General features: G+C 62.1%; 10 protein-coding genes. 5 read left to right on the forward strand and 5 right to left on the reverse strand.

The features are described from left to right. The first annotated feature begins 164 nt into the window (after positions 1–164). On the forward strand, positions 165–3,635 hold the full coding sequence (locus AC1MEK_RS03775) for a hybrid sensor histidine kinase/response regulator (protein WP_480394928.1): 3,471 nt from the start codon (positions 165–167) through the stop codon (positions 3,633–3,635). A gap of 425 nt (positions 3,636–4,060) precedes the next feature. After that, on the forward strand, positions 4,061–5,686 hold the full coding sequence (locus tag AC1MEK_RS03780) for a methyl-accepting chemotaxis protein (RefSeq protein ID WP_480394929.1): 1,626 nt from the start codon (positions 4,061–4,063) through the stop codon (positions 5,684–5,686). 141 nt (positions 5,687–5,827) lie between these two features. Here AC1MEK_RS03780 and AC1MEK_RS03785 read toward each other — a convergent pair whose 3' ends face one another. The 3 genes from AC1MEK_RS03785 to cysK form a co-directional block, all read right to left on the reverse strand. Beyond that, positions 5,828–6,682 carry a DMT family transporter gene (locus tag AC1MEK_RS03785; RefSeq protein ID WP_480394930.1) on the reverse strand — a complete coding sequence of 285 codons (855 nt, stop codon included), beginning with the start codon at positions 6,680–6,682 and terminating at the stop codon, positions 5,828–5,830. A gap of 376 nt (positions 6,683–7,058) precedes the next feature. After that, complete coding sequence (locus tag AC1MEK_RS03790) at positions 7,059–7,997, reverse strand: aspartyl/asparaginyl beta-hydroxylase domain-containing protein (RefSeq protein ID WP_480394931.1); 939 nt, start codon at positions 7,995–7,997, stop codon at positions 7,059–7,061. Between the two features lie 180 nt (positions 7,998–8,177). Beyond that, entirely contained in the window at positions 8,178–9,152 is a 975-nt protein-coding gene (gene cysK / locus AC1MEK_RS03795; protein ID WP_480394932.1) for a cysteine synthase A, read from the reverse strand. Positions 9,153–9,309: 157 nt separating this feature from the next. Between cysK and AC1MEK_RS03800 the strand changes: the two genes are divergently transcribed. The 3 genes from AC1MEK_RS03800 (at position 9,310) to AC1MEK_RS03810 (ending at position 12,726) form a co-directional block, all read left to right on the forward strand. Further along, complete coding sequence (locus AC1MEK_RS03800) at positions 9,310–10,386, forward strand: AsmA family protein (protein WP_480394933.1); 1,077 nt, start codon at positions 9,310–9,312, stop codon at positions 10,384–10,386. Positions 10,387–10,672: 286 nt separating this feature from the next. After that, entirely contained in the window at positions 10,673–11,518 is an 846-nt protein-coding gene (locus tag AC1MEK_RS03805; protein ID WP_480394934.1) for an AAA family ATPase, read from the forward strand. 29 nt (positions 11,519–11,547) lie between these two features. Further along, positions 11,548–12,726 (forward strand): vWA domain-containing protein, encoded by a 1,179-nt coding sequence (locus tag AC1MEK_RS03810; protein WP_480394935.1) that lies wholly within the window; start codon positions 11,548–11,550, stop codon positions 12,724–12,726. A gap of 280 nt (positions 12,727–13,006) precedes the next feature. Here AC1MEK_RS03810 and AC1MEK_RS03815 read toward each other — a convergent pair whose 3' ends face one another. Together AC1MEK_RS03815 and AC1MEK_RS03820 are read right to left on the reverse strand one after the other, a co-directional pair. Beyond that, complete coding sequence (locus AC1MEK_RS03815; RefSeq protein ID WP_480394936.1) at positions 13,007–13,531, reverse strand: DUF2937 family protein; 525 nt, start codon at positions 13,529–13,531, stop codon at positions 13,007–13,009. A 10-nt stretch (positions 13,532–13,541) separates the two neighbouring features. Next, positions 13,542–14,318, reverse strand: a complete 777-nt coding sequence (locus tag AC1MEK_RS03820) for a class II glutamine amidotransferase (RefSeq protein ID WP_480394937.1) — start codon at positions 14,316–14,318, stop codon at positions 13,542–13,544. Between the last annotated feature and the right edge of the window lie 17 nt (positions 14,319–14,335).

The raw sequence follows: 14,335 nt of genomic DNA on the forward strand, positions 1-14,335 counted from the left end.
TCTATAGGTCATAGATTTAGCAGATATACGCCACAACCGATGCGTCTGCGACACCCCGCCGCTGCGACCTTGGTCGAGAAAGACGAACGCCCACAGCCGTGCGAGACTGTCCGGGCGCAGAAGGATTGCCGCGCAAACGTTACGTGCCTGAGTCTGGAGTTCCCATGTCGCTGTCCAGCGGACTGATCGCCGCCGTCGCCCTGGCCTATATGGCCATCATGTTCGCCATCGCTTTCTACGGCGACCGCCGCAGCGCCGCCCTGCCCCCTCGGTTGCGCGCGTGGGTGTACAGCCTGTCGCTGGCCGTCTATTGCACCAGCTGGACCTTCTTCGGCGCCGTGGGCCAGGCAGCCGAGCAATTGTGGTCGTTCCTGCCGATCTACCTGGGCCCCATTCTTCTCCTGCTGCTGGCGCCCTGGGTGCTGCAGAAAATGGTGCTGATCAGCAAACAGGAAAACATCACCTCGATCGCCGACTTCATCGCCGCCCGCTACGGCAAATCCCAGACGCTGGCGGTGGTGGTGGCGCTGATCTGCCTGATCGGCGTGCTGCCCTACATCGCCCTGCAACTCAAGGGCATCGTCCTGGGCGTGAACATCCTGATCGGTGCCGGCGCCGACGCCGCGGGCACCCGCGCCCAGGACACTGCGCTGGTGGTCTCGCTGGTGCTGGCGCTGTTCACCATCGTGTTCGGCACGCGCAACCTGGACGCCACCGAACACCACCGCGGCATGGTCCTGGCCATCGCCTTCGAATCGCTGGTCAAGCTGTTCGCCTTCATGGCCGTGGGGGTGTTCGTGACCTTCGGCCTCTATGACGGGGTCGACGATCTGTTCAATCAGGCGATGCTCGCACCGCGCCTGGAGGAGTACTGGAAAGAAACCATCAACTGGCCGTCGATGGTGGTGCAGACCGGCGTGGCGATGATGGCCATCGTCTGCCTGCCGCGGCAGTTCCACGTCACGGTGGTGGAGAACATCGAGCCCCAGGACCTGCGCCTGGCCAAGTGGGTGTTTCCGGCCTACTTGCTGCTGGCCGGGCTGTTCGTTGTGCCGATCGCACTGGCCGGGCAAATGCTGCTGCCAGGCTCGGTGCTGCCCGACTCCTTCGTCATCAGCGTGCCGCTGGCCCACGCTCACCCGGCGCTGGCGATGCTGGCGTTCATCGGTGGCGCATCGGCGGCGACCGGCATGGTGATCGTCGCCAGTGTGGCGCTGTCGACCATGGTCTCCAACGACATGCTGCTGCCGTGGCTGCTGCGGCGCAAAACCGCCGAGCGGCCGTTCGAGGTGTTTCGTTACTGGATGCTGTCGGTGCGCCGGGTCAGCATCGTGGTCATTCTGCTGCTGGCCTACGTGAGTTACCGGCTGCTGGGTTCCACCGCCAGTCTGGCGACCATCGGCCAGGTGGCGTTCGCCGCCATCACCCAGCTGGCGCCTGCCATGATCGGCGCGCTGTACTGGAAGCAGGCCAACCGCCGCGGCGTGTTCGCCGGGCTCGCCGCCGGGGTGTTCATCTGGTTCTACACCCTGGTACTGCCGATCACCGCCCACAGCATGGGCTGGTCGCTGAACAGCTTCCCACTGCTGGCCTGGCTGCACAGCAACCCGTTCAACCTGCCGATCAGCCCGCTGACCCAGGGCGTGCTGCTGTCGATGGCGGGCAACTTCATCCTGTTCGCCTGGGTCTCGCTGCTGTCGCGCACCCGCGTGTCGGAGCACTGGCAGGCCGGGCGCTTCATCGGCCAGGAATTGCAGGCGCGGCCCAACAACCGATCGCTGTTGGCGGTGCAGATCGAGGATTTGCTCAAGCTCTCGGCGCGCTTCGTCGGTGAAGAGCGCGCCCAGCAGAGCTTCATCCGCTTCGCCTATCGGCAGGGCAAGGGCTTCAACCCCAACCAGAACGCCAACGGCGAGTGGATCGCCCACACCGAACGGCTGCTGGCGGGCGTGCTCGGCACCTCGTCGACCCGCGCGGTGGTCAAGGCCGCCATCGAAGGCCGCGACATGCAGCTCGAAGACGTGGTGCGCATCGCCGACGAAGCCTCGGAGGTGCTGCAGTTCAACCGCGCGCTGCTGCAAGGCGCCATCGAGAACATCACCCAGGGCATCAGCGTGGTGGATCAGAACCTGCGCCTGGTGGCCTGGAACGACCGCTATCTGGAGCTGTTCAATTACCCCGAAGGCCTGATCAGCGTCGGCCGGCCGATCGCCGACATCATCCGCTACAACGCCGAACGCGGCCTGCTCGGCCCGGGCGAGGCCGAGGTGCACGTGGCCCGGCGCCTGCACTGGATGCGCCAGGGCCGCGCGCATACCTCCGAACGTCTGTTCCCCAATGGCCGGGTGATCGAGCTGATCGGCAACCCGATGCCCGGCGGCGGCTTCGTCATGAGTTTCACCGACATCACCGCGTTCCGCGAGGCCGAGCAGGCGCTCAAGGGCGTCAATGAAAGCCTCGAACAACGGGTGGCCGAACGCACCCGTGAGCTGTCGCAACTGAACCTGGCCCTGACCGAAGCCAAGGCCCACGCGGAAGCGGCGAACCAGTCCAAGACGCGTTTTCTCGCCGCGGTCAGCCATGACCTGATGCAGCCGATGAACGCCGCGCGGCTGTTCTCGGCGGCCCTTTTGCACACCGACGACAACGTGCCCGATGAGGCGCGCAAGCTGATCCACCATCTGGACAGCTCGCTGCGTTCGGCCGAAGACCTGATCAGCGACCTGCTGGATATTTCCCGCCTGGAAAACGGCAAATTCACACCGACCATCGCGCCCTTCCCGCTCAACAATCTGTTCGACACCCTGGGCGCCGAATTCAAGGCACTGGCTCAGGAACAGGGTTTGAGCTTCCGTGTGCGCGGCAGCCAATTGCGGGTCGCCAGTGACGTGAAGTTGCTGCGTCGGGTGCTGCAGAATTTCCTCACCAACGCCTTCCGCTACGCCAAGGGGCCGATCCTGCTGGGCGTACGGCGCAAGGGCCAGCACCTGAGCCTGGAAGTCTGGGACCGTGGCCCGGGCATTCCCGAAGACAAGCGTCAGGTGATCTTCGAAGAATTCAAACGCCTGGACAGCCACCAGACCCGCGCCGAAAAAGGCTTGGGCCTAGGCCTGGCGATCGCCGATGGTTTGTGCCGGGTGCTGGGCCACAGCCTGGAAGTACGCTCCTGGCCGGGCAAGGGCAGCGTGTTCAGCGTTACGGTGCCATTGGCGCGAAACCAACCGGTCCCGCAGGCCAGCGCGCAACCCAAGCGCGCGGCCCTCAACGGCACGCAGGTGCTGTGTGTCGACAACGAAGACAGCATCCTGATCGGCATGAACAGCCTGCTCAGCCGCTGGGGCTGCCAGGTCTGGACCGCGCGCAACCGCGAGGAATGCCAGAGCCTGCTCGACGACGGCGTGCGCCCGCACTTGGCGCTGGTGGACTACCACCTGGACCACGGCGACACCGGCACCGAAGTCATGGCCTGGCTGCGCACGCAACTGGGTGAACCGGTGCCGGGCGTGTTGATCAGCGCCGACGGCCGCCCGGAATTGCTGGCCCAGGTGCACGCGGCGGGCCTCGAATATCTTGCCAAGCCGGTCAAACCGGCGGCGTTGCGCGCGCTGTTGAGCCGCCACGTGAGCCTGAGCTGAATGCGAATCTTGTAGGAGCGCGCTTGCCCGCAACTGCGATGGGCCTGCTGAATTATTTTTTACAGACCCACCGCAGTCGCGGGCAAGCGCGCTCCTACAAAGGTTGTTCGTCGTAAAGACGTGTTTCGACACATTTATTTTAGTTCGACCGTTTGGTCAGGAATAGAACGGTCGTTTGATCAAAACTTAACAAATGAGAACAACTTGCAACCCCCGCGCCTGCTGGGGTTGGCGATCTGTTTCATCCGCGTTACACATCAGCCTCACCAAACTTCAACTTTCCCGCCCTCCCGAAATCACCCTTTCCGGCAAAAACCTCGCCTTTATCAAGATGATAGCTATTTGATATACAGGCGCGAAAGCCACCGCACAAAAATACAAAAAAGGCTTGGAGAACCTACTTTCGAGTGCCAAAGGAGTTGTAGATGTCCATCAGAAACATGCGTATCGGGATCAGGGCGGGATTGGGTTTTGGGTTGGTCGGCGTCTTGCTGGCGATGGTCGGGGTGTTCTGCCTGATCAAGATGGCCTGGCTGCGTTCCAGCGCCGAAGTGCTGGAGCAGTCGTGGATGCCCAGAATCGAAGCCATGCACGACGCAACCGAAAACGTCATGACCATACGCATGGAAGCGCTGCGCCTGATCGCCAACAGCGACCCGGGCAGCCATCGCAAGAGCCAGGGTGTCATCGGCGAAGAACGCAGCGCCTGGCAGAAGCACCTGACCGAGTACAGATCCCACGCCAGCGCCCCACAGGAACTGGCACGTCTCGCCGAAGTGTCTGACCTGTTCAACGATTACCAGCGGGTGCTGGACCAGGCCATCGTCAGCATCGACGCCGGCCAGGTCGATCAGGCCGTGGCGCGAATCAACAGCGAACTCTCAGCCATCGGCCGCAAGCTGGACTCTGCGCTGGAAGGAATGATCGCCCTGAACCAGCAAGGCGCCGATGACGCCGTCAAGGAAGCGACCCGCGTCTACGATCAATCGCAGACCATCGTCGCCTCGATCATCGTGCTGTCCCTGACGCTGACCCTGATTCTGGCCTGGGCCCTCACCCGCAGCATCGTGCGCCCCATCAGCGAAGCGCTGAGCGTGGCGCAGACCATCGCTGGCGGCAACCTCACCGCTCATATCACCCATCAAGGCCGGGACGAACCGGCGCAGTTGCTGACGGCACTCTCGACTATGCAACAGAACCTGCGCTCGACCATTCGCGGCATCAGCGAGTCGTCGCAGCAACTGGCCTCGGCAGCCGAGGAAATGAGCTCGGTGATGGAACAGAGCACCCGCAGCCTGCAGGCGCAGAACGACGAGATCGAACTGGCCGCCACCGCCGTCACCGAGATGAGCGCGGCGGTGGACGAAGTGGCGAGCAACGCGGTGTCCACCTCCGAAGCATCCCGCGCGTCCGACGCCGACAGCCAGCACGGCCATCGCCAGGTCAGCGAGACCATCGCGTCGATTCAGGGGCTGGTGGATGAAGTCATGGACGCGTCGACCCAGGCCCAAGGGCTGGCCGATCAGGCACAGGACATCAGCAAGGTGCTGGAAGTGATTCGCGGCATCGCCGGGCAGACCAACCTTTTGGCGCTCAACGCCGCCATCGAGGCGGCGCGGGCGGGTGAAGCCGGGCGTGGGTTTGCGGTGGTCGCTGATGAGGTTCGCTCGCTGGCCCAGCGCACCCAGGACTCGACCCAGGAAATCGAGCAGATGATCAGCAGCATCCAGACCGGCACCCAGCAGACCGTCGGCGCCATGCAGAACAGCGCGACCCAGGCTGAACAGACCCTGCAACGGGCCAGTGGCGCGGGCCAGGCGCTGGAGAAAATCACCGCCGCGATCTCGCAGATCAACCAGCGCAACCTAGTCATCGCCAGCGCGGCAGAGCAGCAGTCGCTGGTGGCCCGGGAAGTGGATCGCAGCCTGGTGAACATCCGCGACCTGTCGACCCAGACCGCCGCAGGCGCCACCCAGACCTCGGCGGCCAGCCAGGAATTGTCGCGCCTGGCCGTTGATTTGAACGGCCTGGTGACGCGGTTTGTGTTGTAACCCGCAAACGTCTCCACACCACCCTCCCCCGTAGCAGCACGGCTTGCCGGCGGGGCGGTGTGTCAGTCGACATCTTCGTTACAGATACACCGCCCCGCCGGCAAGCCGTGCTGCTACGGGGGTGGTGTATCCCTTGCGGCGTTACTTCACCTTACGAAACACAAACACCAGCCCCACCACGATCAGCACCATCCCCAACAGGCTCAGCAGCGCCAGGCGATTGCCGAAGATCAGGTAATCCATGATCGCCGTCACCGCCGGCACCAGGTAGAACAGGCTGGTGACATTCACCAGATTGCCCTGGGCGATCAGCCGGTACAGCAGGAAGGTCGCCAGCACCGAGACCACCAGGCCCATGTACAGCACCGGCACGTAGAAGCCGAAGTTGTGCTCGAAGTGAAACGCCTGAAACGGCACGAACGCCGCGCACACCAGCGTCCCGGCGAAGTACTGGACCGGCAGCGTGCCCAGCGGGTTGTCGGTGATGCGCTTCTGCATGATCGAGCCGCCGGTCATCGCCAGCATCCCCAACACGCCAAAGGCCATACCCGCCAGCGAACCGCCATCGCCGATGCCCTGAAAAACCACCAGCACCAACCCCGCCAGCCCCAGACACAGGCCGAACATCCGCGACCATGCGCGGCTGCGTTCCACCAACACGGCGGTCAGGATCGGTTGCACACCCATGATGGTCGCCATGACGCCCGGCGCCACTTTCATGTCCAGCGCCAGCAGGTAGCAGATCTGATAGGCGCCCAGCAGAATCGCGCCGGTCGCCAACGCATAGCGCATCGACCGGCGTGTGGCGGGCAGTTTGTAGCCCAGGGTCGGGATGAGGATCGCCAGCGCGATCAGCGCCAGCAGGAAACGAAACAGCAGAAAGGCAAAGGGCGAAGCGTGGGTCAGGCCCCACTTGGAAACGATCGCGCCACTGCTCCAGAGCAGGACGAACAGCGTAGTCGTGGCCATCGAGGCCAGGGCTTTGTTGGCAAACATGGTGTCACCTGTGATTCAGACAAAATCGGACCCGGCCCGAGAACCGGATTCACAAACGTTTTGTTGGGCTTTGCAGGCGTGAACCGACAGCGCGAAGGCAGTCGATCAGCCAAGCACGACCACGGCTGGCGGCGCAACGGCAGCGCACACAACCGCAGAGGTCACAGGAGATGGAGGTGGATAGCGCGTGATGTAGAACGCTTGCTGGTCGCCACACGGAGTCCCCACAGCAGAAGCTGCGGCATCGAACGTGAACAGTGGGCGGGAAGCAGGCATGGCGCTGATCTTCTTCGGATTGGGGTGTGGTGTTTCGACGTGTTTCAAGACACCGGCGCTGACTATAACCAGCGCGCGGTGATTGTTGCAACAGTTTGTATCAGCCGAACAGCCAGTAGCCCAAGAGGGTCAGCACGACCACCGCCAGCACCGGGCGCAGGATGCGGTAGGCCTTGGGATTGGCGCGCTTGAACTGCTTGACCTTGCCGCTGAACGCATTGCTGAAACGCTTGCTGAAGGCGTAGGCCTGGTTGATCCCGCCGACGCGCTCGTCGTCGGTGTTCTGCGGTGCGGTGGCACGCCCGAGAAACGCACTGACGCTGCGGTTGACGGCGGTCATGAAACGGTTGCTCAACGGCCGCTCGATGTCGCAGAACAGGATCACGCGGGTCACGTCGGTTTCGTTCTTGACCCAGTGCACATAGGTTTCATCGAACATCACGTCTTCGCCGTCACGCCAGGCGTAGACCTTGCCATCGACGAAAATCCGGCAATCGTCGGAGTTGGGCGTCGACAGTCCCAGGTGATAACGCAGGGAACCGGCGAACGGATCGCGGTGCGGGTTCAAATGACTGCCGCCGGGCAACAACGCGAACATCGCGCCTTTCACGTTGGGAATGCGGCTGACCAGCTCGACGGTTTTCGGGCACAGCACTTCGGCCGACGGCAGCGGTTTGTCGTACCACTTCAGGTAAAAGCGCTTCCAGCCCTTCTTGAAGAACGAACCGAAACCGGCGTCGTTGTCCTTGGCGGCCGCGCGGATGTAGCCCTCGTCGAACAGGTGCATCGCCTCGTCGCGAATGACCTCCCAGTTGTCCTTGAGCACGTCCAGTTCCGGGAACTTGCTGCGGTCCAGATACGGCTTGGACGGCACGCTGGAAAACAGATACATCAAGGCGTTGTAAGGAGCGAACAGCGCAGAGTGGTTCACGAACTGGCGCAATACCGGCAAACGCGCCTTGCCGCGCAGATGCACATACAGCGTGCTGCCCAGAAACAGCAGCAGGATCGCCGCCTTGGCAGCGAATGAAAGGGTCATGAATCTCTCCTTGGAACAGGCAATAGCGAACCGCCAAATGTGCCGCTGTCAGTGACCTTATAAATTAAACCGCCACGCGACCTCACCATTTGACTTGAAACAAGCCTTTGGCAGGGCCGGATGGCGGCCACTATAAGCCTTCGCAGGCCCGGTAAAAAGCCGCGCGGCCTGCCTTGGCGACTACTGGGTCAGCTCCTGTTCAGTAAACAGGTCGGTGAACAGCATGCTCGACAGGTAGCGCTCGCCCGAATCCGGCAGGATCACCACGATGGTCTTGCCCTGCATTTCCGGCTTCTCGGCCAGGCGCACCGCGGCCTGCATGGCTGCGCCGCAGGAGATACCGCACAGAATCCCCTCCTCGGTCATCAGGCGCAGGGCCATGACCTTGGCTTCTTCTTCGCTGACCAGCTCGACCCGGTCGACGATGTCCAGATCCAGGTTCTTCGGAATGAAACCGGCGCCGATACCCTGAATCTTGTGCGGGCTTGGAGTGATTTCCTGGCCGGCCTTGGCCTGGGTAATGATCGGCGACGTCATCGGCTCCACCGCCACCGAGACGATCGGCTTGCCCATGGTGTTCTTGATGTAGCGCGACACGCCAGTGATGGTGCCGCCAGTGCCTACGCCGGCCACCAGCACGTCGATGGCGCCGTCGGTGTCGTTCCAGATTTCAGGCCCCGTGGTCTTTTCGTGAATGGCCGGGTTGGCCGGGTTCTCGAACTGCGCAGGCATGAAGTACTTGGACGGATCGCTGGCCACCAGTTCTTCGGCCTTGGCGATGGAGCCTTTCATGCCCTTGGCAGGCTCGGTCAGCACCAGCTCGGCGCCCAGCGCCTTGAGCACCTTGCGTCGCTCGATGCTCATGGAAGCGGGCATGGTCAGCACCAGTTTGTAACCGCGCGCCGCAGCAACAAACGCCAGGCCAATCCCGGTGTTGCCCGAGGTCGGCTCGACGATGGTCATGCCGGGCTTGAGCTTACCCTTGCTCTCAGCATCCCAGATCATGTTCGCGCCGATCCGGCATTTAACCGAATACCCCGGATTACGCCCTTCGATCTTGGCCAGGATGGTGACCCCGCGTGGCGCGATGCGGTTGATCTGCACCAGTGGCGTATTGCCAATGGAGTGGGCGTTGTCTGCGTAAATACGGCTCATGACCGGGTCCTTGTGCAGGTTTGAAGAAAAGCCCGAAGCGTATGCCCAAGGCCTGTATTGCGTCCAGTCACAGCGAACCTGTGACATCGCCTACAGTCAACCAGCAAGGCAGTCAACAAATCAGGCAGTCATCAGTCGGCAACCGGAGAGCCTTGCCATGAAACGTCGCTATAGCTGGCCACTGTGGACAGTCGTGGGCCTGATCGCGCTGTTGATCGCCATTCAGATCGCGCTGCCTTACGCGGTGCGCAGCTATCTGAACGACAAACTCGCCGACATGGGCGAATACCGCGGCCACGTCGCCGACATTGACCTGGCCCTGTGGCGCGGCGCGTACAAGGTCAACGGCCTTTCGATCGTCAAGGTCGACGGCAAGGTCCCGGTCCCGTTGCTCAAGGCGCCGGTGATCGACCTGGCCGTCAGCTGGCACTCACTCTGGTACGACCACGCGGTGGTGGCGCAGGTTGCGTTCGTCAGTCCGGAACTCAACTTCGTCGACGGCGGCGCCGACAAACAGCAGTCCCAGACCGGTGCCGGGACCGACTGGCGCGCCCAGCTGAACAAACTGTTGCCCATCACTCTCAACGAAGTGCGGGTGACGGACGGCAAGATCACCTTCAGCAACTTCAACTCCACACCGCGGGTAAAAATCGAGGCCACCGAGGTCAACGCCAGCGTCTACAACCTGACCAACGTGGTCGACACCGCCGGCAAACGTGACGCCCGCTTCGAAGGCAAGGCCCTGCTGGAAGGCCACGCGCCGCTGGAAACCAGCGCCACCTTCGACCCCCTGAGCAATTTCGAAAACTTCGACTTCAAGCTGCGCGCCACCGACCTGCAACTCAAGCGCCTGAACGACCTCGCCTCGGCCTACGGCAAGTTCGACTTCAACGCCGGCAGCGGCGACATCGTCATCGAAGCCCAGGCCAACAAGGGCCAGCTGACCGGCTACATCAAACCCCTGCTGCGCGACGTCGACATCTTCAACTGGCAACAGGACGTCGAGAACCAGAACAAGGGCTTCTTCCGCTCCATCTGGGAAGCCATGGTCGGCGCCGGCGAAACCGTGCTCAAGAACCAGCGCAAAAACCAGTTCGCCACCCGCGTCGAATTGAGCGGCAGCGTGCACAAGCAGGACGTCAGCGCGTTCCAGGCGTTTTTGCAGATCCTGCGCAATGCGTTCGTGCAGGCGTTCAACACGCGGTATGACAGTGGGAAGAGCCAGGCGCAGTAACCACTTTGCACTCACACAAAACCTGTGGGAGTGAGCTTGCTCGCGAAAGCGGCGTATCAGACAACTCAACACTGCCTGGCACACCGCATTCGCGAGCAGCTCACTCCTAACAGGACATTGCGTTCTCTGATCGCATCACGTCCACAACCTGACCCACCATTCAGCTACTGAATAATCCGTCCGCGTTCACAGCGGCGCGGGCTGCGCGTTATAGTCGCGGGATTCATTCTGTACAGCTATTGCCGTGCGCCACATGGGTTTGCACGTCACGTTCGAGGATTTTCCGATGAAATTCGAAGGCACTCGCGCCTATGTCGCCACCGACGACCTCAAGCTTGCGGTCAACGCCGCCATCACCCTGGAGCGTCCGCTGCTGGTCAAGGGTGAGCCTGGCACCGGCAAGACCATGCTCGCCGAGCAACTGGCCGAGTCCTTTGGCGCCAAGCTGATCACCTGGCACATCAAGTCGACCACCAAGGCCCATCAGGGCTTGTACGAATACGATGCGGTCAGCCGTCTGCGCGACTCGCAGCTGGGTGTCGACAAGGTCCACGACGTTCGCAATTACCTGAAAAAGGGCAAGCTGTGGGAAGCGTTCGAGGCCGACGAGCGGGTGATTCTGCTGATCGACGAGATCGACAAGGCCGACATCGAATTCCCCAACGACCTGCTGCAAGAACTCGACAAGATGGAGTTCTACGTCTACGAGATCGACGAGACGATCAAGGCCAAGAAGCGCCCGATCATCATCATTACCTCCAACAACGAGAAAGAGCTGCCGGACGCCTTCCTGCGCCGCTGCTTCTTCCATTACATCGCCTTCCCGGACCGCAACACCCTGCAGCAGATCGTCGACGTGCACTACCCCGACATCAAGAAGGACCTGGTCAGCGAAGCGCTGGACGTGTTCTTCGACGTGCGCAAGGTGCCGGGCCTGAAGAAGAAACCCTCGACCTCGGAGCTGGTGGACTGGCTCAAGCTGCTGATGGCCGACAACATCGGCGAGGCCGTGTTGCGCGAACGTGACCCGACCAAGGCCATCCCGCCGCTGGCCGGCGCCCTGGTCAAGAACGAGCAGGACGTGCAGTTGCTCGAACGACTGGCCTTCATGAGCCGTCGCGGCAATCGCTAACGCTGCGGAACACCTGCGGGAAACCGATTATGTTGCTCAATCTGTTCAATGAAATGCGCGCGGCCAAGGTGCCGGTTTCGGTCCGGGAGCTGCTGGATCTGATCAACGCCCTGAAACACCGGGTGACCTTCGCCGACATGGACGAGTTCTATTACCTGTCGCGGGCGATCCTGGTGAAGGACGAGCGCCACTACGACAAGTTCGACCGGGCCTTCGGCGCCTACTTCAATGGCCTGGAAAAACTCGACGACCACCTGCAGGCGCTGATTCCCGAGGACTGGCTGCGCAAGGAATTCGAGCGCTCGCTGACCGACGAGGAACGCGCGCAGATCCAGTCCCTGGGCGGGCTGGACAAGCTCATCGAAGAGTTCAAGAAGCGCCTGGAAGAACAGAAGGAACGCCACGCAGGCGGCAACAAGTGGATCGGCACCGGCGGCACCAGCCCGTTCGGCTCCGGCGGCTACAACCCCGAAGGCATCCGCGTGGGCGACGCAGGCAATCGCCAGGGCAAGGCGGCCAAGGTGTGGGATCAGCGCGAGTACAAGAACCTCGACGATCAGGTGGAACTGGGCACCCGCAACATCAAGGTGGCCCTGCGCCGCCTGCGCAAGTTCGCCCGCCAGGGCGCGGCGGATGAGCTGGACATCGACGGCACCATCGACCACACCGCCCGCGACGCAGGCCTGCTGAACATCCAGATGCGCCCCGAACGACGCAACACCATCAAGCTGTTGCTGCTGTTCGACATCGGCGGCTCGATGGACGCCCACGTGAAGATCTGCGAAGAACTGTTCTCGGCCTGCAAGACCGAGTTCAAGCACATGGAATACTTCTACTTCCACAACTTCATTTATGAATCGGTGTGGAAGAACAACCTGCGCCGCACCTCCGAACGCACCTCCACCCAGGACCTGCTGCACAAATACGGCGCCGACTACAAAGTCATCTTCATCGGCGACGCCGCCATGGCCCCGTACGAAATCACCCAGCCGGGCGGCAGCGTCGAACACTGGAACGAAGAAGCCGGCTATGTCTGGATGCAGCGCTTCCAGGCCAAGTTCAAGAAAATCATCTGGATCAACCCCTACCCCAAGGACGCCTGGGGCTACACCACCTCCACCAACATCGTGCGCGATCTGATCGAGGATCAGATGTACCCGTTGACGCTGCGCGGGCTGGAGGAAGGGATGCGGTATTTGGCGAAGTAATGCTGAGACTGTAGGAGCGCGCTTGCCCGCGAATGACGCGTATCAGACGACATACTCGTCACAGACAGACCGCCCCGCCGGCAAGCCGTGCTGCTACGTGCAGGGATGTGCCGGAAGGCGCCTCATGAATCTATCGGATTGACGCATCAACTGTAGGAGCGAATTCATTCGCGAAGCGCGAGATCAGGCGATGCATATGTATCGCCTGATCCATTTTTCGCGAATGAATTCGCTCCTACAGAATCGAGCCAGGCGCAAGACGCGATGAAACGGCCTTAACTTAACGCCAGTCGCGATTGACCGGCCGCACGTGATGCCGGCCGACGAACACCCAGTCGATGAACACCACAAAACTCTCGATCACCAGCGAGAACAGCAAGGCGCACACCAGGCCCCAGCCGATGACTTCCGGCGAGAGCAGCACTTGCCAGGTGTAACCGTTCCAGGTTTCGGTGCGGATGGCCGGGTCGGCAGCCGTGATGACATGGAATGCGCGGCTGTACCAGGGGCCTTGCAGGGCCATCCATTCGCGGTCGAGGACCTGATTGCGGGTCAGCAGGTTGGCGATGTTGTTGGCGTCGGTGCGGAACACCGGGTCTTCGCTGCTGCGGTAGTGCTGGATCAGAGCCTGCACGTCGCCATTGAAGAAGCGCTGGGCGGTTTCGTTGTAGCCGCGCAGGTTTTGCTGGGCTTCCATCAGGTGCGCTTCGACGCGCTTGGTGTAATCGCTGATGAAGCCGGGAATCTGCACGCCGATCAACAGGCCTGCGGTGAACAACACCAATCGTACGTAGCTACGCAGCATGCATACCTCTTCAGTCAGTCCGGCCCTGGGCCACGCATTCGCCGCGACGCCACAGGCTCCAGTGGCCGGGCTCGTAGCGGTTCCAGATTTCGTCCTCGGTCAAAGGCTCAGTGGCAATGACCGTGACCACATCGTTGGGCGTGGTTTCGGCCTGGAAATCGACGATCACGTCGACGTCCTTGAGCCTGGCCGGCCCGAACGGTGCGCGTCGGGTGATGTGCACAAGCTTGGTCGAGCAGAAGCAGAACAGCCAGTCGCCATCGCTGAGCAGGCCGTTGAACACGCCTTTGCTGCGATATTCGTTACAGGCGCCGACCAGCGTCGGCAGCAGTTGCTCGACCTCGACCGGCTCCGGAAACGCTTCGCGCACGCGATTAAGCAGATCGCAGAACGCCGCCTCGCTGTCCGTATCGCCTACCGGGCGGTAGAAGGTCGCGCTGGGGTGAAAGTCCGCCAACTGGCCGTTATGGGCGAAGCACCAGTTGCGGCCCCAGAGTTCGCGTACAAAAGGGTGAGTGTTGGACAGGCAGACCTTGCCGACGTTGGCCTGGCGAATGTGGCCGATAACCACTTCGCTCTTGATCGGATAGCGCTGCACCAGTTGCGCCACTTCCGACTCGCTGCTGGCCGCCGGGTCCTGGAACAGACGCAGGCCGCGGCCTTCGTAGAAGCCGATGCCCCAGCCGTCGCGGTGGGGGCCGGTGCGACCGCCTCGCTGCATCAGCCCGGTAAAGCTGAAGACGATGTCGGTCGGTACGTTGGCACTCATGCCCAGAAGTTCACACATGCGCAGGTCTCGACAGG

The sequence above is a fragment of the Pseudomonas sp. 2 genome (assembly GCF_056627435.1).